The sequence below is a fragment of the Aliirhizobium wenxiniae genome (assembly GCF_019511445.1).
Taxonomy (GTDB): Bacteria; Pseudomonadota; Alphaproteobacteria; order Rhizobiales; family Rhizobiaceae; genus Neorhizobium; species Neorhizobium wenxiniae_A.
In genome coordinates this window covers 1-18,991 of sequence record NZ_JAEUAN010000038.1, presented here as the reverse complement: position 1 = coordinate 18,991, position 18,991 = coordinate 1, and the positions used below count along the sequence as shown (strand labels likewise).

Annotated in this window: 22 protein-coding genes and 7 pseudogenes; 11 read left to right on the top strand and 18 right to left on the bottom strand. The window is 57.6% G+C overall.

All coding sequences use genetic code 11. The annotated features are described in order from the left end of the window. Positions 1-89: 89 nt before the first annotated feature. Together JNB91_RS29330 and JNB91_RS29325 are read left to right on the top strand one after the other, a co-directional pair. Positions 90-548, top strand: a pseudogene (locus tag JNB91_RS29330) (glycosyltransferase); the annotation flags it as partial. Positions 549-733: 185 nt separating this feature from the next. Next, positions 734-952, top strand: a pseudogene (locus JNB91_RS29325) (DUF4158 domain-containing protein); the annotation flags it as partial. Positions 953-1,166: 214 nt separating this feature from the next. Here the strand turns inward: JNB91_RS29325 and JNB91_RS29320 are convergent. The 8 genes from JNB91_RS29320 to JNB91_RS29285 all read right to left on the bottom strand — a co-directional run bounded on the left by JNB91_RS29320 (position 1,167) and on the right by JNB91_RS29285 (position 6,783). Beyond that, on the bottom strand, positions 1,167-1,724 hold the full coding sequence (locus JNB91_RS29320; protein ID WP_183830105.1) for a fasciclin domain-containing protein: 558 nt from the start codon (positions 1,722-1,724) through the stop codon (positions 1,167-1,169). Between the two features lie 128 nt (positions 1,725-1,852). Then, positions 1,853-2,290 (bottom strand): DoxX family protein, encoded by a 438-nt coding sequence (locus tag JNB91_RS29315; protein ID WP_220328962.1) that lies wholly within the window; start codon positions 2,288-2,290, stop codon positions 1,853-1,855. Then, complete coding sequence (locus tag JNB91_RS29310) at positions 2,274-3,245, bottom strand: alpha/beta fold hydrolase (RefSeq protein WP_220328961.1); 972 nt, start codon at positions 3,243-3,245, stop codon at positions 2,274-2,276. Before JNB91_RS29310 ends, JNB91_RS29315 begins: the two co-directional genes overlap by 17 nt. A 56-nt stretch (positions 3,246-3,301) precedes the next feature. Further along, the gene (locus tag JNB91_RS29305; protein WP_220328960.1) at positions 3,302-4,030 is read right to left on the bottom strand and encodes an anti-sigma factor; all 729 of its coding nucleotides are present in this window, start codon (positions 4,028-4,030) and stop codon (positions 3,302-3,304) included. Further along, the gene (locus JNB91_RS29300; RefSeq protein ID WP_220328959.1) at positions 4,027-4,569 is read right to left on the bottom strand and encodes a sigma-70 family RNA polymerase sigma factor; all 543 of its coding nucleotides are present in this window, start codon (positions 4,567-4,569) and stop codon (positions 4,027-4,029) included. The genes JNB91_RS29305 and JNB91_RS29300 overlap by 4 nt, the downstream gene beginning before the upstream one ends. Positions 4,570-4,700: 131 nt before the next feature. Then, on the bottom strand, positions 4,701-5,132 hold the full coding sequence (locus JNB91_RS29295) for a DUF2177 family protein (RefSeq protein ID WP_220328958.1): 432 nt from the start codon (positions 5,130-5,132) through the stop codon (positions 4,701-4,703). A 23-nt stretch (positions 5,133-5,155) separates the two neighbouring features. Next, positions 5,156-5,518: a DUF2147 domain-containing protein gene (locus JNB91_RS29290; RefSeq protein ID WP_220328974.1), complete on the bottom strand. Its 363-nt coding sequence runs from the start codon at positions 5,516-5,518 to the stop codon at positions 5,156-5,158. Positions 5,519-5,523: 5 nt separating this feature from the next. Continuing rightward, a complete protein-coding gene (locus JNB91_RS29285; RefSeq protein WP_220328957.1) occupies positions 5,524-6,783 on the bottom strand; it encodes an SAM-dependent methyltransferase in 1,260 nt (419 codons plus the stop codon). Positions 6,784-6,975: 192 nt separating this feature from the next. Here JNB91_RS29285 and JNB91_RS29280 point away from each other — a divergent pair, with 192 nt between their 5' ends. Genes JNB91_RS29280 through JNB91_RS29265 form a run of 4 tightly spaced genes read left to right on the top strand, consistent with a single transcriptional unit; the run spans position 6,976 to position 9,901 of the window. After that, complete coding sequence (locus JNB91_RS29280; protein WP_220328973.1) at positions 6,976-7,776, top strand: DUF1295 domain-containing protein; 801 nt, start codon at positions 6,976-6,978, stop codon at positions 7,774-7,776. Beyond that, positions 7,773-8,804, top strand: a complete 1,032-nt coding sequence (locus tag JNB91_RS29275; RefSeq protein WP_220328956.1) for an SAM-dependent methyltransferase — start codon at positions 7,773-7,775, stop codon at positions 8,802-8,804. Before JNB91_RS29280 ends, JNB91_RS29275 begins: the two co-directional genes overlap by 4 nt. Then, positions 8,801-9,349, top strand: coding sequence for a hypothetical protein (locus tag JNB91_RS29270; protein WP_220328955.1), 549 nt, complete (start codon positions 8,801-8,803; stop codon positions 9,347-9,349). Before JNB91_RS29275 ends, JNB91_RS29270 begins: the two co-directional genes overlap by 4 nt. Before the next feature lie 24 nt (positions 9,350-9,373). Next, positions 9,374-9,901: a lipocalin family protein gene (locus tag JNB91_RS29265; protein WP_220328954.1), complete on the top strand. Its 528-nt coding sequence runs from the start codon at positions 9,374-9,376 to the stop codon at positions 9,899-9,901. 50 nt (positions 9,902-9,951) lie between these two features. Here JNB91_RS29265 and JNB91_RS29260 read toward each other — a convergent pair whose 3' ends face one another. The 3 genes and pseudogenes from JNB91_RS29260 to JNB91_RS29250 form a co-directional block, all read right to left on the bottom strand. Beyond that, a complete protein-coding gene (locus JNB91_RS29260) occupies positions 9,952-10,569 on the bottom strand; it encodes a DNA binding protein (RefSeq protein WP_220328953.1) in 618 nt (205 codons plus the stop codon). Between the two features lie 109 nt (positions 10,570-10,678). Further along, a pseudogene (locus JNB91_RS29255) lies at positions 10,679-11,453 on the bottom strand (molybdopterin-binding protein). Further along, a pseudogene (locus JNB91_RS29250) lies at positions 11,450-12,007 on the bottom strand (cytochrome b/b6 domain-containing protein); the annotation flags it as partial. The pseudogenes JNB91_RS29250 and JNB91_RS29255, both read right to left, overlap by 4 nt. Here JNB91_RS29250 and JNB91_RS29245 point away from each other — a divergent pair. The 4 genes and pseudogenes from JNB91_RS29245 to JNB91_RS29230 all read left to right on the top strand — a co-directional run. Further along, positions 12,005-13,027, top strand: a pseudogene (locus JNB91_RS29245) (zinc-dependent alcohol dehydrogenase); the annotation flags it as partial. The pseudogenes JNB91_RS29250 and JNB91_RS29245 overlap by 3 nt on opposite strands. Before the next feature lie 10 nt (positions 13,028-13,037). Then, positions 13,038-13,247 (top strand): hypothetical protein, encoded by a 210-nt coding sequence (locus JNB91_RS29240; protein ID WP_220328952.1) that lies wholly within the window; start codon positions 13,038-13,040, stop codon positions 13,245-13,247. 123 nt (positions 13,248-13,370) lie between these two features. Then, positions 13,371-13,788 (top strand): annotated as a pseudogene (locus tag JNB91_RS29235) (YciE/YciF ferroxidase family protein); the annotation flags it as partial. Between the two features lie 67 nt (positions 13,789-13,855). Continuing rightward, a complete protein-coding gene (locus JNB91_RS29230) occupies positions 13,856-14,035 on the top strand; it encodes a DUF2934 domain-containing protein (protein ID WP_220328951.1) in 180 nt (59 codons plus the stop codon). A gap of 231 nt (positions 14,036-14,266) precedes the next feature. Here JNB91_RS29230 and JNB91_RS29225 read toward each other — a convergent pair whose 3' ends face one another. From JNB91_RS29225 to JNB91_RS29205, 5 genes are all read right to left on the bottom strand, one after another. Continuing rightward, a complete protein-coding gene (locus JNB91_RS29225; protein WP_220328950.1) occupies positions 14,267-14,413 on the bottom strand; it encodes a hypothetical protein in 147 nt (48 codons plus the stop codon). Between the two features lie 52 nt (positions 14,414-14,465). Further along, positions 14,466-14,978, bottom strand: coding sequence for a ferritin-like domain-containing protein (locus tag JNB91_RS29220; protein WP_220328949.1), 513 nt, complete (start codon positions 14,976-14,978; stop codon positions 14,466-14,468). 86 nt (positions 14,979-15,064) lie between these two features. Further along, the gene (locus JNB91_RS29215; RefSeq protein ID WP_220328948.1) at positions 15,065-15,235 is read right to left on the bottom strand and encodes a hypothetical protein; all 171 of its coding nucleotides are present in this window, start codon (positions 15,233-15,235) and stop codon (positions 15,065-15,067) included. Between the two features lie 19 nt (positions 15,236-15,254). Beyond that, positions 15,255-15,452: a hypothetical protein gene (locus JNB91_RS29210; RefSeq protein WP_220328947.1), complete on the bottom strand. Its 198-nt coding sequence runs from the start codon at positions 15,450-15,452 to the stop codon at positions 15,255-15,257. Further along, positions 15,449-16,750, bottom strand: coding sequence for an NAD(P)/FAD-dependent oxidoreductase (locus JNB91_RS29205; RefSeq protein WP_346269427.1), 1,302 nt, complete (start codon positions 16,748-16,750; stop codon positions 15,449-15,451). The genes JNB91_RS29210 and JNB91_RS29205 overlap by 4 nt, the downstream gene beginning before the upstream one ends. A gap of 122 nt (positions 16,751-16,872) precedes the next feature. Here JNB91_RS29205 and JNB91_RS29200 point away from each other — a divergent pair, with 122 nt between their 5' ends. Next, complete coding sequence (locus JNB91_RS29200) at positions 16,873-17,055, top strand: hypothetical protein (RefSeq protein WP_220328975.1); 183 nt, start codon at positions 16,873-16,875, stop codon at positions 17,053-17,055. 252 nt (positions 17,056-17,307) lie between these two features. Here the strand turns inward: JNB91_RS29200 and JNB91_RS29195 are convergent. Both JNB91_RS29195 and JNB91_RS29190 read right to left on the bottom strand, forming a co-directional pair. After that, a pseudogene (locus tag JNB91_RS29195) lies at positions 17,308-18,514 on the bottom strand (IS3 family transposase). 181 nt (positions 18,515-18,695) lie between these two features. Further along, the gene (locus tag JNB91_RS29190) at positions 18,696-18,971 is read right to left on the bottom strand and encodes a DUF2243 domain-containing protein (protein WP_223218466.1); all 276 of its coding nucleotides are present in this window, start codon (positions 18,969-18,971) and stop codon (positions 18,696-18,698) included. Between the last annotated feature and the right edge of the window lie 20 nt (positions 18,972-18,991).

Here is an 18,991-nt window from a genome sequence, read left to right as displayed (position 1 = left end):
ACTGAAGCTTTGGCGGCAATCGAACGATCGAACGGCAGCGCCTCCTCCACCAGGGCGAAGCCCGGTGCAAAGTCACGGAGATAATGCCTGTGAAGATCGCCCAGATCGCGCCGCTTGCAGAAAGCGTTCCGCCCAAGTTGTATGGCGGAACAGAGCGGATCGTTTCCTATCTCACCGAGGAATTCCTGGCTCAAGGGCACCAGGTCACTCTTTTTGCGAGCGGCGATTCCGTAACTAGCGCGGAGTTGGTCGCATGTTCAGATGTCGCTCTGGGACTTAATCCGGAAATCAGTGACCCTCTGCCCTATCTGGTCTTGATGTTGGAGAAGGTCCGCCGTCGCGCGGACGAATTTGACGTCCTGCATTTCCATATCGATGTCTTGCACTTGCCCCTCATCCGCCACCTAGCCTGCCGGACCGCGACGACGTTACACGGCCGCCTTGATCTTGCCGATCTGTATCCCTTGTACACCTGCTTTCAGGAAATCCCGCTCGTGTCGATTTCGAACCACCAACGTCGACCCATGCCGCCCGTCAATTGGCGTGGTAGGGGTCAGAACAAGAGCAGTCCGAAATCATACGCTAAGGCCGAACGAAACCGGAACGATGCTGTAGATCGGATGTGCAGCATCCGATCTCTGTGGATTGCCGTCGACATGCGCCAGTTTTGATTTCTCTGTCCGGTCCGACTCGACAACGCTTCACGCAGGTTGGTCGTTAATGGAGTCGGGCGATGGCAAAGCGCAAGCTTCTCAAAGATCAAGATCGCCGGAAGCTTTTCGATATCCCAGTCGACGAGGACAGCTTCATCCGCCATTATTCGTTGTCATTGGCGGATCGCCTGGAGATCGAACTGCGGAGACGTAATCACAATCGGCTCGGCTTTGCCATCCAGCTATGTCTGATGCGATACCCGGGTCGAGTGCTTGGAGCAGAAGAAACTCCGCCTCGCGATAACAACCTTACCGGCATCTACACCTGGGATGCTGAACATCAAATGCCGAACGGATTTCGATCGCTGCGTCTGCCAGCCGGGCTACGGCGGGTCGCATAAGTTCTCTTTCCGTTCGCCCTTAGCGTACGATTTCGCACTCCTCTTGTTCTGGCCCCAAAATGGTACGGGAGAGCTGGCAGGCAGCCGGCACTCCCGTTTGGATTGGCGTTAACTACATTTTCGGCAGAAGGACCTTGTCGATCACATGGATCACGCCGTTGGACTGCTTGACGTCGGCGATCGTCACATGCGCCACGCCGCCGGTTTCGTCGGTCAGTGTGATCTTGCCCATGCTCTCCTTCGCCTTCAGGATGCAGCCGCCGACAGTCTTGACGTCGTGCGTGCCCTTGTCGTCCTTGATCATCTTCTCGATAGTCTTGGACATGGCGTCGGCGGCAACCACATGGCAGGTGAGAACCTTGGTAAGCTGAGCCTTGTTTTCCGGCTTCAGAAGGTTGTCGACCGTGCCTTTCGGTAGGGCTGCAAAGGCTTCGTTGGTTGGCGCGAACACGGTGAACGGTCCTTTGCCTTCCAGCGTTTCGACGAGGCCGGCGGCCTTGACCGCAGCAACCAGGGTTGTGTGGTCTTTCGAGTTCACGGCATTTTCGACGATGTTCTTGTTTTCATACATGGCGGCGCCGCCGACTTTCGGATTTGCTGCAAATGCGCTGCCGGCTGCGATCGAGAGCACGGCGATACCTGCTGCGAGACGGATTGCGTTGCGAGACATGATCTTCTCCTCCTGCCGACTGCCCAGGCACGCTGCGTGCCTCCTAAAGCTCGGCCTCCCTATGCGGGACAGGACAAGAGACGAGAACTGCGGAAAAATAGTTTCAGCCAAAGCAGGTCGGGGCGGATTTATTTGATGTCTCGAGCTTGCTCCGCATCTCGTGAGCCAAAGGGCCATGTCACGATCCCTCCGCCGAAAAGTGCTGCCCAGACGATGACAGGCTGAAGCGGCAGGCGAACGAGATGATAGGCCCACGGCCAGAGGGACGGATCACTGGTCCCTAAGCTATCCAGTGCATGCTTGATATTGGCCGGAAAAACGCAAAATGCGTAAAGAGCCAGAGCCGCCGCGGCAAACCGCTTCAGTCCTGGCACCCAGAGACCGACAGCACAGGCAACCTCGCAAAGCCCCGTCAGAAAGATGATGGTTTCAGGATTAGGAACCCATGCGGGTGTGATCGCGACAAAGGGCTGCGGCAGTGTCAGATGCAATATCCCGGCGACGGCATAAAAGATCGACAGCGCAATGGCCATCCGCCGGCGACAAACGCTAGTCGCTGCGGTCATTCGCAATCCTCTTCTCGACTGCGCGAGCCATGCCGGGAAGATCCACCTTGCGACCTGCGACGCGTTCGATGGCGGCAACCGCAAGATCACTGGCAATGTAGTCGGACTTGTGTCCGAGGCTATGGACCACGATCAGTCTGGCGTCGGGAATATCGCGCGCCAGATGCCGAGCATGAATGTCCGGTGAAACGATCTTGTCGGTGTCGCCGGTTATGATGATCGTCGGCGCCTTGATATGCTGGTACTGCTTGTTGGCAACCTTGGCCCAGTCGCTGAGAGCCGCGATTTCCTTTGCATTATGCCGAAAAGCCCCAGGACGAATAGCCTGCAGCGCCTTCGTCTTCTCGACATAACCCGCGGGTGGCCGGTTCGGAGCAAAAACGGCTTCTGTGGCACGGTTGATTGCCAGAAGGCCCAAGGGCGGAACGATGAATGCGCTGAACAACGCGCCCGCTACCGGAGCACTCGCGGCGTCGTAATACCAGGCGACGCCACTGGACCACGGATAAACGGCCGGGGAAAGGAAAACGAGACCGCGCACCTTGTCGGGGTGCCGGATCGCCAGCGCAGCGGCAATTGCGCCACCGAATGAATGTCCGACGATGATGGCCCTGCCGATACCCCGCTTGTCCATCAAGGTCGAAATCGCGTCAGCCTGTCCGTCGGGAGACACGTTCTCACGCCCACCGGCATCCGACCGGCCATGACCCGGCCTGTCCACGAACAGGAGCTTACCTCTGCCTTCCAGTTTTTCGCGGAAAGACAGCATCGGATCATAAAGGCTTGTGCTGGCGCCGTGGATGAAGACGATCGGCGGAAGATCCTTTTTGCCCCCGGCTTCGATGAGAATGCTGTTGAGCCTATATCCGCCGACATCGGTCAAGACCGGTTGATCTCCCACGTCGCGTGCCGCAGCCGGTCCGAAACCCGCAGAACACCAGATCAGCAGGGACATGAAGAATATGCCGGACCTTCGGATTGTCGCCTCCTCGCCGCTCTTGATCAAAGGATCTACAGGTTGCGAGCAGAGCCGCTTGCTATCACCGGACCGGTCGGCAGGCCGGTCGGCGAGCCTCCGAACGGTTCGACACTGACGGCAAGCGTTGCGCCCTGACCGATCCGGGACCGCAATTCCGCCGGGATTAGCAGCTCTCCATCGGTTCCCGGCTCGAAGACGCCAAGCGAGGTCGGACTGCCGCTTCCCGGCACGAGCCAGAGCTGCAGGGATTTTTCCGTGCTTTGATCCGCAACCGGAATGATACGCAGACGACCGTCGGCCGGATTGAAAGATACCCGAAGCGCGACCGGATCATTCGGCGCGCTGAGTTCCGCAACGATGCTCTCGGTGGCGGGCGGCGTGAGCTGAACAGTAGCGATATAGACCACCGCGACTGCTGCAATCGCGGACGTTGCGAACGACAGGCCGCGCCAGAAGCCGACCGCATCCCACAGGCCATGTTTCACTTCGACCTTTCGGTTTTCTGCAAACAGGCGTCTTTCTATCGCCTGAAATACAGCGATGGAGGGCTGCTGTTCCTGATAGTCCCGGTTGAAAGAGGCCATGTTCGACTGCCAGCGTGCCACCAACCGCGCGAATGGCTGGTCGGTGGCCATCCGTGCCTCTATCCGATGGCGAGCCTCAAGAGAAAGAACGCCGAGCACATATTCACCGGCCAGAATTTCGTCATTCTCAGGCCGGCCTCCATCCGGCGGATTGCTGTCGCGCGGTTCCGTAGTCATCGCTGCATGCACTCCCGCAATTTCAGCAGGCTGCGTCGCAACCAGGTCCTGACGGTATTCAGCGGCACCCGCAAATCTTCTGCCAGTTCGGCATAAGTCAGTCCCTCGACATAGGCTCGCCGGACGGATTGCGCATGCACCTGATCGAGTTCCCCCATGCAGGCATCGATGCGGCGCCCGTCGTCTGCCATTGCAACGGACTGCTCGGGGTTGGGCATGGTTTCATCGGCCAGATCGAAAACCTCGTCGATATCGTCGTTGACGGGTTTTCGCGCACGAATGATATCGATTGCTTGGTTACGGGCTATTGTCGCAAGCCAGGTCGTCGGCACGCCGGAGCCGATGGCAAAAGACTTCGCCTTCTGCCAGACCTTGATATAGACCTCCTGAAGCGCCTCTTCGGCCTCTCCCCGGTCTTTCAGGATCCGCAGGCAGATCGCAAAGAGTTTAGGGCTCGTCACGCGATAGAGATCGGTGAACGCCTGGCGATCACCGATTGCGACGCGATTGATCAGGCCGACCATCTCACTATTTTGCATTCGAAATAACCTTGAAGACCTGAACCTATAGAGATCGGCAATTCCAAAAAACAAGGTACGCCTGGGGAAACTGTTGTCGGCAAGAAACCCGCCCGGCATTCCCGAGGAAGCATCGTGATAAGGCAATCCGATCACAACCCGTGCCCTCCCGAAGTCGAACCGCCGAAGAGGCGCGCGGTTATCCAGTAACCGGCACCACTCGCGATGGCAGAGAGAAACGTACCCCAGCAAAGATCCGCGATCGTCAATGCTGTCGACCAGTGTATCAACGTTGCCTGATTGGTCAGGTCATAAGTGGCATAGGCGGTAAAGCCCAGCACCGCACCGCAGAGGATCGCAGTCTTGAGCGCTCCTTCCCTGAACGCGGGCCGAACTGCCAGATAAACCAGTCCAGCGGGATAGATCATATAGAAGACGATTGCCGGGATAAGCCGGAATTCCGGCGCCAGCATATCACCCATGACCGGGCGGTAGAGGCGATCGGCCATGGTGCTCAGCCACACGGCATCAATCAAAACCATCGCGATCAGCGTTATCAGGTAGGCGACAAGATAGCTCTTCATCGGCATTTCCTCTCGAGGCGCGATCAATCGATCCGGGTCCAGTCAATGCCCTTGCACAAAAGGCCGGCGACGATACAGCCCTTGGTCGTCATCCTGTCTCCCTTGACCGTCACCGTAATCCGGTAGGTCATGTCGCGCTGCGGATCGAAAGCACTGCCGGAATAGATGCCGTCGCCATCGGGCTTGATGCTCATCACCAGCTTGTCGCCTTCCTTCTCCTTCGGCGTGCCCGGCTTGATCCAGGTATTGATCGCACAGATGTCGGATCCGCATGGCGCGATCGTCACCTTGGCGTTTCCATCGCCGCGGGCCCATTGGCCATCGATATCGGCGGCATGGGCAGCGGTTCCCAATGTGAGACAACCACCTATCATCACTACGCTCATCTTTTTCACGACAGGCCTCCTTGTCCCGGCACCGGTGCATGCTCGATCGTGTAGAGCCCGACATTGATTGTCCCTTCCTCGAACCCTGCCTCGCAGTAACAAAGGTAGTAGAGCCAAAGGCGCCGGAAACGCTCGTCGAAACCCTGTGCCGCGATCTGTGGCCAGTGCTCCTCGAAGCGAATTCGCCATTCCGCCAGCGTCCGGGCATACGAGGCACCGAAGTGCTCGATCTCGCAGACGGCCAGACCCGATCGAGCGACAGATGCCGACAAGGCGTTGTCTGATGGCAGGAAACCGCCGGGAAACACGTATTGCTGGATAAAATCGGTGCTCCCCCGATATGTCCTGTATCGCTCTTCTTCTATCGAAATGATCTGCAGAACCGCGCGGCCACCGTGCTTCAGGCAACGTTTCAAAGTGTCGAAATAGCTCGGCCAATAGGCCTCGCCAACGGCTTCGAACATTTCGACGGAAACGATGCGGTCAAACTGCCCATCCGTGTCGCGGTAATCCTGAAGACGGAGCGTCACGTCGCTTGATAGACCGGACTGTTCGACAACACCGCTCGCCCAGGAAAGCTGCGAGGGCGACAAGGTGATCCCCGTCACCTTCGAGCTGTTTACTTTCGCCAGATGCGTCGCAAGTGCACCCCAGCCGCAGCCGATCTCAAGAACACTCTCTCCGCCCGCAAGCCCGAGTTTTTGGGCGATCCGCGCCAGTTTTTTGCTCTGCGCTTCCTCCAGTGTCTGCGTCGCCTCGTCGAAGATCGCCGAAGAATATAGCATGGAGGGATCGAGCCACAGCGCATAGAAATCATTGCCGAGGTCATAATGCGCTTCGATATTCTTTCGGCTGCCACGCCTTGTATTGGCGCGAAACAGATGCTTGACGCGGTTGACGACACGCATCAGCAAACCGCCTTCGATCGCCGGCGCCAGCGCCTTGCCATTCCTGGCCGCAAAACGGATGACCGCCGTTAGATCGGGCGTTGTCCAGTCACCTTCGATAAAGCCTTCCGCAAATCCGATATCGCCTGCTGCAATCACTCGACGCAACATCCGCCAATTTCGGATCAGGATGATCGCCTCGGGACCGGGGTGCAAACCTTGCTTGTTGATGACCTGGCCGGATGGAAGCACGATCTTAATATGGCCGTAGCTCACGCCCGCCAGAAACCTCTCAAGCATAACGCCTGCCCAGCCGAACTCTGCTGGCGCCTGAGAGAGATCAAGCTGCGTTCCGGTGACCTCGTCTGACCAACTCATGCCATCTCCCTCCATCAGTTGCGAGGATTGCGTCGATGCATCTGCAAGGGGTTACGAGCGCTTCAGGCTTTTAGTTTCGTGGAAGCGAACAAATTTTCGATTTTTTCTGATCCGGACGAAACTGGATGGGCCTTTTCTCCGTAGATCTTGAGGGAAGGCATCGAGACCTTGGCTTGGGAGGAGCCCATGGACATGCTTCTGCTGATCGTCATCGCATTTTGGCTGTCATTGGCCATGGCAGCCGCTTGGACTATCCAGCGCGTGACCGGCCTGAGCGGATGGATCGACACCATCTGGTCGTTTGCCGTCGGCGTCGGTGGGATCATCGCAGTCCTCTTCAGCGATGGAGATTTCGACCGGCGCGTCGCAGTTCTGGTTATCGTGGCCGCTTGGGCGCTCAGATTGGGTAGCCATATTGGGTCCCGAACAAGGGGATCAGGCGAGGACCCCCGCTATGCGAAATTCATCGAAGAATGGGGTGAAAGCGCGGCTTGGCGGCTCTTCTTCTTTCTGCAAATCCAGGCACTCGCCGCCTTCATCCTTGTTCTGGCAGTCTATATGGCAGCTGCGAACGACACGCCCTTCCCGCGCATCCTCGATCTGGTCGGCATCCTCATCGCCGTCCTGGCGCTCGCAGGCGAAGCGATATCGGACCTGCAACTCAGCCGTTTTCGAAAGACACCGCAAGCAAGGACCGAAGTCTGCGAAACGGGCTTTTGGCGGTATTCGCGCCATCCGAACTACTTCTTCGAGTGGATGTTCTGGTGCTGCTGGTTTTTGTTTGCCGCCTCGCCATCCATTGTGAGCTGGCTGTCGTTGCTGGCTCCGCTCCTGATGTATTGGCTGCTTGTGCATGTCTCCGGCATCCCGCCGCTCGAAGATCATATGCTGCGTTCGCGCGGGCAGAAATTTCGCGCCCTACAGCGGCGCGTGAATGCCTTTTTCCCAGGACCCAGAAGACAGGATATCCACCCAGAAGGAGAGTTGAAATGAACATGCTGGCCTTCGCTATCAACACCGCCGAACGCGCGCCTCTGACCGACGGCATGACGCTTGCCGGTATCGACTTCCTCTGTGGCCGCACCAAGCGCCGGCTGGCCGCCACGGCAGTAACCCAGGAAAACCTGTTTGTCGACGCGATGAACCAATACCCCGTGGCGGTTCATGCGGACGAGGCCAACCGCCAGCATTATGAGGTACCCGCGGCCTTCTTTTCGCGGGTTCTGGGGCCGAGCCGAAAATACTCCTGCTGCCTTTATCCGACCGAATATACGACACTCAAGGAAGCGGAGGTTCATGCCCTCGCCGAAACAGTCAAGCATGCCGCGATCGAGGATGGCATGACGATACTGGAGCTCGGCTGCGGCTGGGGCTCGCTTTCGCTTTATCTGGCGGCACAATTCCCGAACTCGCTTATCGTCTCCGTCTCCAACTCCTCCTCGCAGCGTGCTTTCATCCTGGCGACGGCCAATCAGCGCGGGCTTACCAATTTGTCGGTGGTAACAGCAGACATGAATGATTTCTCGATCGACCAACGCTTCGATCGTGTCGTCTCGATCGAAATGTTCGAGCACATGTCGAATTGGCGGAAACTTTTCGAGCGTGCACGCGACTGGGTAAAGCCGGAGGGCCGGCTTTTCCTGCATGTCTTCACCCACAAGGACCGCTCCTACCGCTTCGATCATGACGACCCGTCCGACTGGATCGCCCATCATTTCTTCACCGGCGGCATCATGCCGGCCCATGATCTGCCTCATCGTTTCGCGGATCTGTTCGCGGTCGAGGAGGAATGGCGGTGGTCCGGAACCCATTATCGTCGCACCGCACTCGACTGGCTCACCAATTTCGATCGCGAAATCGATCGGATCCAGCCGATTTTCACCGAGGTCTACGGCAAGGACGCGTCGCTCTGGTCACGCCGCTGGCGGCTTTTCTTCCTCGCAACTGCCGGGCTTTTCGGTCACGATAACGGAGATGTCTGGGGTGTCGGCCATTACCTCATGAAACCGGCAAGGCCATGAACGGGTATCGGATTTCTCTCGATCCCCTTACCCAGGCAACGGTAACGATCGCCTGGGTCATATGTCTCAACAAGCCATTTTACCCGGTCTATGTCTGGTATTTGGTCGGCGATGGCTTTGTCGCGTCACTTGGTTCGCTGCTAGCGGCTCCGGTCTTTCTGGCAATCCCGTTCATGGCCAGTCATTCGCCGATCATTGCGCGGATTTCGCTTCCCCTTGTGGGGGCACTCGACACTTTCTTCGAGACGCGGTTGTTCGGCCAAAGCTCAGGAACAGAATTGTTCTTCGGTGCCTGTATCATGCTCGTCGCAGTTTCCTTTCGGGCGGAAGAGAAATGGACCCAACGCAGCCTGGCAGCGCTCGTTTTCGCCATCTTCCTTCTATCACGCCATACCGGTGGACCGCCGTTGCATGGCTGGAGCGATGCCGATCTTGCCATTTTTCTCGATCTGAACGTTTTCGCGGCCGCATGCCTGATGGCTTTCATCGCCATTAGATACGCGGGGGTGGCGATAAGCGCGGCCCCCACGAGCCGGACGAATTGATAAGGAAATAAACCGGAGGATCACATGCTGAACTTTTGGAAATGCCTCGTCGGCGTTCTCTTGCTCACCGGAACGCTCGTATCGCATACCGCCACAGCAGCAGAGCCTCAAGTGGTCAAGGTCGGCGCCGACCATTACCGCGGGACATGGCTGGAGATAGGCCGTCGGCCAATGTGGCTGACCGACGGATGCGTCGCCGGTTATTCGACCTATCGACGCGGCAAATCACCTGATGAAGTGCTTGTCGAAGATGGTTGCCGCGTCGGAAATCCGAAGGGTCGATTGAAGACTATCCGAGGAACAGGGCGCATAGTCGACTTTGACAGCGAAAAGGCGAAGATGCGTGTTCGCTATCCTCTGCTGATCACCTTCAACTACTGGGTTCTTTACAAATCACCGGACAAGAGCTGGTTCATCAGTGCCGATCCGGACATGACCAATCTCTGGATCTATGCACGCACTGTCCCTTCCAAAGCCAAACTTGACACAATGGTTCGAAAGGCAAGCCAGCTTGGTTATGATGTGAGAAAGCTGGAATTTCCCGAACCGTGAAGACACGCTCCGGTGTTTGGTCGCCGGAACGTGCAGCCTTTGCCAAATGCTCACATAGGTGGAACGACGCCGTTGGCGCCGACGACGACGCGTGAGGTGGAGATTGAACCGTCCGATGCCTTTTCGGAAGGGACGAAGACAGTTGCACCGCTCTTCAGATCCGCCACTTCGGCCGGAGCGAACGTAACGACCGGCGTGTCCTCCGGGATCGAAATCTTCTTTTCTCCGCCCTTGTAGGTCAGGGTCAGCGTATGGCCATCGACCGACTTCACGGCATTGGCGACCGTGGCGTTTGTCATCGAACTGTTGGGTTTCAGATCCCAGGCATAGCTGCCTTCGCCGGTGCCCTTCATGGCGGCAGGGAAGATCAGAACCTCGAGAGCACCGTTGCCGCCATCGGCAGTCGGCAACGAGGCGATGCCGACGAAATCACCTTCCTTGATGTCATTGACCGAAGCCTTGGCGACGCTCGAAACCTTCCAGCCATCCTTGAGCATGATCTTGGCGTCCGTGCCTTCGCGGGTCTTGACGGAGAGGGTCGAGCCGTCGAGGCTTTCGACGGTGCCGCGGACACGGATCTGGTCGGCGGCATGAGCGGAGAAGCCGATCGGGGCTGCGATCAGCATGCCGGCGAGCACCGGAAATCCGGCCTTGTAAATAGAGGACATTGTCTTCTTCCTTGTTGAAAAACCCTGTCGTTTCAATCGCCGGCGAATGCGGGATGAAAATCCGCCGGCATCGTGGGACGAAAACCTTCGTGGCCTGCCCCGCGAACTCTCAGATCCCGGCGTACCATTCATAGCCGCGGTCTTCCCAGAAGCCGCCATTGCCGCCGTAAAGGCCGGACAGATCGGCCACGGCCTCGATGCGCATCAGGTACTTGGCCTGTTTGTAACCGAGCTGCCGCTCGACCCTCAGCCGTAGCGGCGCGCCGTGCGGAACCTCCAGATCACGGCCGTTCATCGAATGGGCGAGGATGGTCTGGGGGTGGAAGGCATCGACTAGGTCGATGCTCATAATACCAGCCGCTGCCATCAAGCGTCTTTTCGTATTCGTCGGCGCAGTGGAAGACGATGTAGCGCGCCTCCGGCTTGAGGCCGACCTTGTCGAGAACGGCGCCGAGCGGCACGCCGGTCCACTGACCGATGGCGCTCCAGCCCTCGACGCAGTCGTGGCGGGTAATCTGCGTGCGCGAGGGCATCGCCTTCAGCGCCGCAAGCGACAATTTTGTCGGCCGCTCCACAAAACCGCCGACCTCCAACTGCCATGTCGAGAACTTCCGGCTGAGCAGATCCTGATATTGCTTGCCGTCAGGCATGCTCGTGCCGTTGGCGCGGAAGGTCGGCGAGATGTCGGCCATGGTGAACTCGCGCGCCAAAGTGTCGTCGCCAATCAGGGCGTGCTGTGTCTTCATCGTCAGGCCCTCGGCGACCTTCAGGATCGACTGGACCTTCGGGCTTTCGACCAGCGCATCACAGCCGCTGAGACCGAGTGCCGAGGCGGTGAGCGTCGAGCCGATCAGGAACCGACGGCGAGTGATGATGCGGCTCATGGCTTTACCTTCGAAAGGTCGTCGACATCGATGGCGTAACGGCCGGTGATCATCGAGCGCATGTTGTTGAAGACGCCGGACACCAGAACCATCGCCACATGCACGACGACGAAGGCGACCAGCGCGCTGGCGGTGATGAAATGCAGCGTGCGCGCCGACTGCCGGCCGCCGAAGAGATCGATCAACCAGGGCGCGAAGGCGTCGAAGCCGGGCGACATGGTCAGACCGGTCGCGATCATCACCGGCAGGAGAAGGAAAATGACGAAGAGATAGGTGAGCTTTTGCAGCGCATTGTAATGCCCGGCCTTTTCGCCCTTTGGAAAACGCAGGCGTGCATGATCGACGATTTCATGCCGAAGATTGCCAGGCGTAAGTTCGCCCTGCGCGGGCAGAAGATCCCGTCGAAAATGACGGGCAATGACCCCATAGGCCATGTAGATCAGGCCGTTGATGACGAAAAGCCAGGCAAAGAAGAAGTGCCAGCGCCGGCCAGTCGCGAGGTCCTGATAGCTCGGCAGCGTGATCCAGGCCGGGAAACCACGCGCCGTCGCCTCGAAAAGGGCGACATACTCGGCCACGAGTTTATGGGCGAGGTCGTAGAGGTCGGCCGCGACAACAAGAAGCTCAGGGTCGGCGACCGCGTTGTTGTCCCGTTTACGATCTGCTGTGGGTAGTGTTCGCAATGCCTGAAGGGCAATTGGTCGGTTTGTGAAAGGTCCAACCGCAAGGCTGAGAATGCCATCAAAGCCTTTGGGTATCCGACTGCCGGCCTGTTCGGCTATTCACATCTGACCGGCGCTTATGCTGGCGGCCAAGCGGAATACGTGCGCGTGCCCTATGCAGATGTATCGCCCATCATTATTCCGAATGGGATTTCGGACGAGCAGGCTCTCTTCCTCGGCGATATTTTCCCAACCGGATGGATGGCGGCGGCCAATTGCGAGATCGAACCGACCGATATCGTCGCGATCTGGGGATGTGGTCCTGTCGGTCAGTTCTGCATCAAAAGTGCCTTCATGCAGGGTGCTGCGCGCGTCATCGTGATCGACAACGTGCCTGAGCGTCTGGCTCTAGCCGCTGCAGCCGGTGCGGAGATTATCAACTTCGATGAAATAGAGGGCACCGTTCCCGATCACATCAAGGACATGACGGCAGGGCATGGCGCTGACAAATGCATTGATGCGGTCGGCGCGGAATCCCATGCGACCGCTTCGTTCGACGCAATCATCGACAAGGTGAAAGCCGCAACTTTGCTGGGAACCGACCGCCCGCATGTTCTCAGAACAGCGATCATGGCGTGCCGCCCTGGCGGCATCGTTTCTATTCCCGGCGTCTATGGTGGCTTTCTGGACAAGATCCCCTTCGGGGCGGCGATGAACAAAGGTCTGACGATCAGAACTGGCCAGACGCATGTCAATCGTTACTCGCTCGATCTCCTTCGTCGCATCGAAGAGGGCGAGATCGATCCAAGCTTTATTATAACTCATCGTGCGACGCTCAATCAGGGACCGGAACTCTACGAGACGTTCCGCGACAAGAAAGACAACTGCATCAAGGTTGTTTTGACAGCGTGAGAATGGACAGATGGACGTCGAGGATCTGAAAACGGCCTGCCGAAGATTTGAAAAGGAACATGGCGTCGAGGCTTTCCTCGACGCCACGGCCAAGCTGATGACCGAGCGAATGGCGGTTCAAGGATTGGAGCTGCGCTTCTTCGACGATGGCGTTGAGAGCGACCTCCAGCACTCTTCCACCGACGAGCCGAACAGTTCGAAGCCCGAAAAGTGGGTTTAATCCAATGCCAGTAGGCCGGCGAGGCAGGGCAATACTGACCCCGAATTTCTCCTGAAAGCGCCTGGAACTTTCATTTTCTTCGAAAGTTTGTGGGCGCCAATTTCAACATCAAAAGGAGCTATCATGGCTGAGAAGACTTTAGACGACTGTTCCTCGATACGCTCAAGGACATCTACTACGCTGAAAAGCAGATCCTGAAGGCTTTGCCGAAAATGGCGCGTGCGTCACAGTCGGAAGAAGGCAAAGCGGCCTTCCTTAAGCATAAGGAGCAGACCGAAGGGCAGATCGAACGCTTGCAACAGGTCTTTGAACTCCTCGGCAAGCCGGCCCGCGGGAAGACCTGTGAAGCCATTCGTCGGCCCAGGCTGTCGAGCACTACGAGATTGCGCGCTACGGCACCCTGAAAAGCTGGGCTGGCCAGCTTGGACTGAAGGACGCTGTATCCCTGCTCGACGCCAACCTTCAGGAGGAGCTCGAGACCGATCAGATCCTCACCCAGCTTGGCGAGGCGTCCGCAAATCCCAAGGGCACCAAAAAAAAGCGCGTGACGATCACGGCCGGCGAGCGCGATGGTTCGCCGGTCCCAAAACCATTTACAGGAGGATTCTATGGGTAACGATCGCGAGGAGTGGATATCAAAGCGTGCATACGAGCTCTGGGAGCAGGCCGGCCGCGCCGATGGCCAAGATGGCGAGCAATGGGCCGAAGCCAGCGCCGAGTGGGATGCCGGCAGAGCGCAGAATAAAAACGGTAAGGCGGCTGCTAACTGGGACGACGAAGAGTATTAAACTCAGCTCTGCCTAAAAACGGGCTGAACTTGACCACGATGGCGGACATCCGCCATCGTTTTCGTATCCTACCGCCTCAACCAGCCTGATCAATGGCATGAGGAGATGGCTGAACGCCAGGCGCGCCACCGGACGGCATACGCATCACATATATCACACCACTGGTCAGGACGATGGCTGCGACAATCGCAAGAAGGATGAACAAGCCTTTCCGCCTCGGGCCGCCCGGGGTCATGTTCCACTGCGCGATCGCTCGCCCCTGCTCTCTTCAAGGCTTTTTTCGGCGCGCTTCTTCAAATCCTCCCGGCTCTCATCGGCAGTTTTAGCATCAGAGCGTGCCGCGTCGCTTTCCGGGCTTGATTTCGCGAGATCAGTCATTTGTGTTCCCTTTCAATGATGTTCGTCTACTGAACTGTTTCAGATCAGACGGTTATATCTTCGCCGAGACGCCTGCTTCCTTGAGGTTGGCGAACTTGATCGTTGTGGGACGCAGGTTGTCTTCAAGCCATGCGGCCATAGCGATCTCTTCGTCGAGGCTAGCCTGTAATGGGTTGACCATCGCTGCAAAGCCGCCGAGCTCGGCGATCGTGATAAGCGATCTGTAAGCCGCAATTTCGAAGTGTTCGAATGCAAAGTTGGCCATGCTGTTCTTGAGTATCTCGTCGCCTGCGACGGTATGGCCGAGCGCTGCCATTGAGCCGGTAAACGACAGGGCGGCGTCTTTCAACGAGGAGTTCTCCTGGGCGAGGGACGTCAGGATTTCATCCAGACGGCTGATTTGTCCTTCCGTCTCCCGGATATGCTCTTCGAGCCTCGCCGCCACATCTGGATAGTTCTCAATCCGTTTGACCTGAGGTTTCATGATGGAAAGCGCCTGGTTCTCCATCGCGTGAGCGTTCTTCAGACCGGTAATGAAAATATCTCTCGTTTTATCGTCAGACATATTTGCCTCCTTTTGACCAACCGCGAACTGCTCTCCCCTCCCAGAGTTCCGGCGCTGATTTCACTGCGACACATTTGAGCTGAACATCACCGCGTGTGCTGCTCCAATGTCCCCTCTTGCGGTCGTTGGATCGTACTGCTGTCTGGGCTCCCTGGAGTTAGTACGAAAAAATAGAGCGCGGCCAATCCCAGCGCCGCGACCAAAATGAGCACAACAAACAGCATCATGCCGCTTGCAGCCTTTTCCTGTTGAGCCATGGAGCATCCTCGCATTTAGTCACTGGGTAGAGCCGGAAACGTCGGGTGGGTCATCAGGTCCCGCTTGGCTGCCGTTGAAAAAGTAGAATCCAACCCCGAGCACGCCGACGATGGACAGAATCAGGCCGAGCCACATCATCTTTTTCGATGCAACGGAAATCGCGATAGCGAAAAGCGTCGCCCCTGCCACCAAAGCAAAGAACCCCAACCGCATCATCGATCACCTCCTGGCCCAGTCGCTGAGTAAACGACAGAGGGCACGGTTACATTGGTCTCCCCGATCGAGCCTTCGTCGATCAGGCGCGCGCCGCGCTGCCGGGTGAGGTAGCGCCATATCCATTGAATGCTTACGAGGATGCGCTTTTCGAAATTGATCAGCAGGTAGACGTGCACGAAGGCCCACAGGAACCAGGCGGCCCTTCCTTTCAAGGTCCAGTTGCCGAAATCGAAAATGGCAGCGTTTCGGCCGATGACTGCTGTGTTGCCTCGGTTCTTGAACACAAACGCCGCCGGCTCTGCAGCTTGGTTTTTCAACAGACGCCCAAGGTAGATCCCTTGCTGCTTGGCAACTTGCGCCAGGCCGGGCAGCGGCTTTGCATCGGTTCCCGCGAAATCGGCGGTATCTCCAAGGGCGAAAATGTTCCGGTGGCCTACGACATGCAACTGACGATCAACCGGAATCCGTCCGCCTGGCACGGAATCAAGTCCGAGCCATCGATGTGCGGGAGATGCCTTGACGCCAGCGCCCCAGACGATGCATCCGGTTCGAATGAATTCACTCCCGACCGTGACGCCATCCGATGTTACATCAAAGACCCTCTCGCCTGTGCGCACCTCAACACCGATCTTCTCAAGGTAGTGGCGCGCGTAGTCGATGAGCTTTTCCGGAAACGCGGCGAGGATCCGGGGACCGGCTTCAATCAGGATGACCTTGAGCTGGTCAGGTCGGATCTTTCTGAAGTCCCGATTGATCATGAAGCGACCAAGCTCGGATATCGCTCCGGCCATCTCGACACCGGTCGGCCCGCCTCCGATCACGACATAAGTGAGGAGGTTGCGCTTTTCCTGTTCGTTGTGGGCTCTCTCCGCCTTCTCGAATGACGATAAGAGACGCTGCCGGATCTGGCGAGCTTCGTGAATCGTCTTCATGCCCGGTGCGTTGGCGCGCCAATCATCCTTGCCGAAGTAGTTGTATTCCGACCCAGTGGCGATGACCAGACGGTCATAATCAACCCGGTCGCCGCCATCGAGCTGAACCTGGCGCCGTTGCACATCGATCCCGACCACCTCGGCCATGATCATGTTGATGTTGCGATAACGCCCCAAGGTCTTACGGATAGGCTCAGCGATATCTGCGGGGGAAAGTGCCGCGGTCGCTACCTGATACAACAATGGCTGAAAAAGATTATGATTGCGGCGATCTATCACAGTGACAGCGTAGTCGGTGCCGCCAAGTTCCTGCGCGCAAGCAAGCCCGCCAAAGCCCCCTCCGATTATCACGATACGTTCTGGCACAGGCCCCTCATGGTTCTCCTCGATGAGCCGCGCTAACCTGAGCAAAAGTGATTAGTTCCATCCAGGTGAGGGAACTTTACCCACATGCGTCGGTTCGCTGCGTATTATGAGGGAGTAATGCAGTGACAGAACGTAAAAGCGCGGACACACCGACGGGTCTCACCCCCTCGATTGACATGCCTCCAGAGAAGCAGCGCAAGGTTTTGATGGGACGTGGCGCGGTCGGTTTCCTGGAGGCATTCGCAGTTGCAGCCTTTGCTCTTTATATTTTCATCGCCGTCTATGGCCCGGTCACAGGAACCTGACGCCATGTCCCATTCCGGAAACCAAGGCTCCGACTGGTATTTTCTCCTGATCGGGGCTCAGAATGCCACAGCCGGTATCGTGCGGTTCGCTATACTTCTAGGAGTACTGCTGCTGGCCGCAGCGCTCGCGTCGGTTTGGCTTAATTCATTCTAGTCCAGTTGAGGCACCCGACAGATGCATTTGAATTGCTAACGAGTAACGCACCATAGCCATAGAGGCGACTGGAGTTGCCCCTTAAAAACCGGACAAGATCAGGTTTCGGTTTGGCGGTTTAAGAACTCACGAGGCGAGCGATACCCAATGCCTTGTGTGGGTGAAGAGCATTGTAGTGTTCGAACCATGAGGACAGTTGCGCGATGACGGTCATGGCGTCCGGCAATGGGTTGACCGAGACGTAATCGCGCTTGAAGGTTTTGACAAAGGCTTCGGCCATTCCATTGGACTGGGGGCTTCGGACGGGCGTTGAACACGGCTCCATGCCGATATCCATGAGCAGCGACCTGGTGTCTTTTGCGATGAAGCAGGAGCCGTTGTCCGTCAACCATTCGATTGGCTTGGGCAGGGTGTTGACGAGACCGAAGCGGTTCTCAACAGCCGTGATGACAAGGTCCTGGACGTCCTCGCTTTTGATGCCCTCGGTGGTCGCGACATGGGCGATGGCCTCGCGATCACATCAATCGAGAGCAAAGGCAACGCGCACCTTCTCCTTGTTGTCGCAGCCGATTTCGAAACCGTCTGAACACCATCGTAGGTTCGATTGCTCAACAGACACGCGACCATCGTGACGGCGCGTATCGATTGCACCGGTGTGGCGCTGAAGGAGCATGCTGTGAACCTTCATCACGCGGTAGACGCGCTTGGCATTCGGCCATAGGCGGTTTTCGCTGCGGGCTTTACGGCGCAGGATCGCGTGAACCCGGCGATACCCGTAGGTCGGCATGTCATCGATGATCGACTTGATCTCAACCACCAGTTCCTGATCGGCGAGCGGCGGCCGCCCTCGGGTTCTGGAAGGACGTGCCTTCACACGTTCCGCGATGTTGGATCGCGCGACACCCAAGGTTTCGCACACCGCCGTCATCGCGAACCGTCCTTCGGCAACGAGAGCGAGCGCAACAGGTGTTTTTTTGACCCTGATGCTATCTCAAGCGCTTCTTTGAGGATTTCGCCTTCCATCGTCTTTTTGCCGAGGAGGCGCTGCAGCTCTCTCACCTGGTTCTGAAGTGCTTTGTATTCGGATGCCGGGACGACCTCTCCCTGCGATGCCGTCGCTGTCAGTGCACCCTGCGCCGCTAGTTTGCGCCAGGCGAACAACTGGTTTGGCTGAATGCCATGTCGTCGCGCAACGATGCTGACCGCGACGTCAGGCTCGTCGGTCTCCTGGACTATCGCAAGCTTCTCTGCTGTAGACCAGCGACGGCGGCGCTCAGGGCCGGACAGCACTTCTATCTCAGGCATGTGACTGGTGATAATGGGCACATTACTCCTAACACTTAACAAGTAGGAGATCGTGTCCGGGGATTTAGGGGGCCACTACAGCGACCGAGCTTGGCATCGGCCGGCACGTTTATTGCCCATACTTTACTTGACCGGTCCGTCCACACCAGGCGCCCACCGACGGCGTCCAATCCACTTATGATCACGGTCTCGCTCGCGCCTGGGCGCAGCAAGACGATAACGCTTTCTCCGCGGGACGCCGGGGTGTCGGAGCAGGTGACATCCAAAGAAGATAAAGCCCAATGATCGCTACCACATACATAAGGCCGTGAAAGAGGCCGTCAGTCAGGATGAGAAAGCGAATATCGAGGCGAGCCTGCTCAAGCCCGCTCAGCAAGTGGTGCCACTGCAGGATCTGATGCAAGAGTATCCCGTCGAAGAAGCCTCCAAGACTGAAGCCGAGCGCGAGTGCTGCCATTGCTCGGCGGTTCAGTTTTG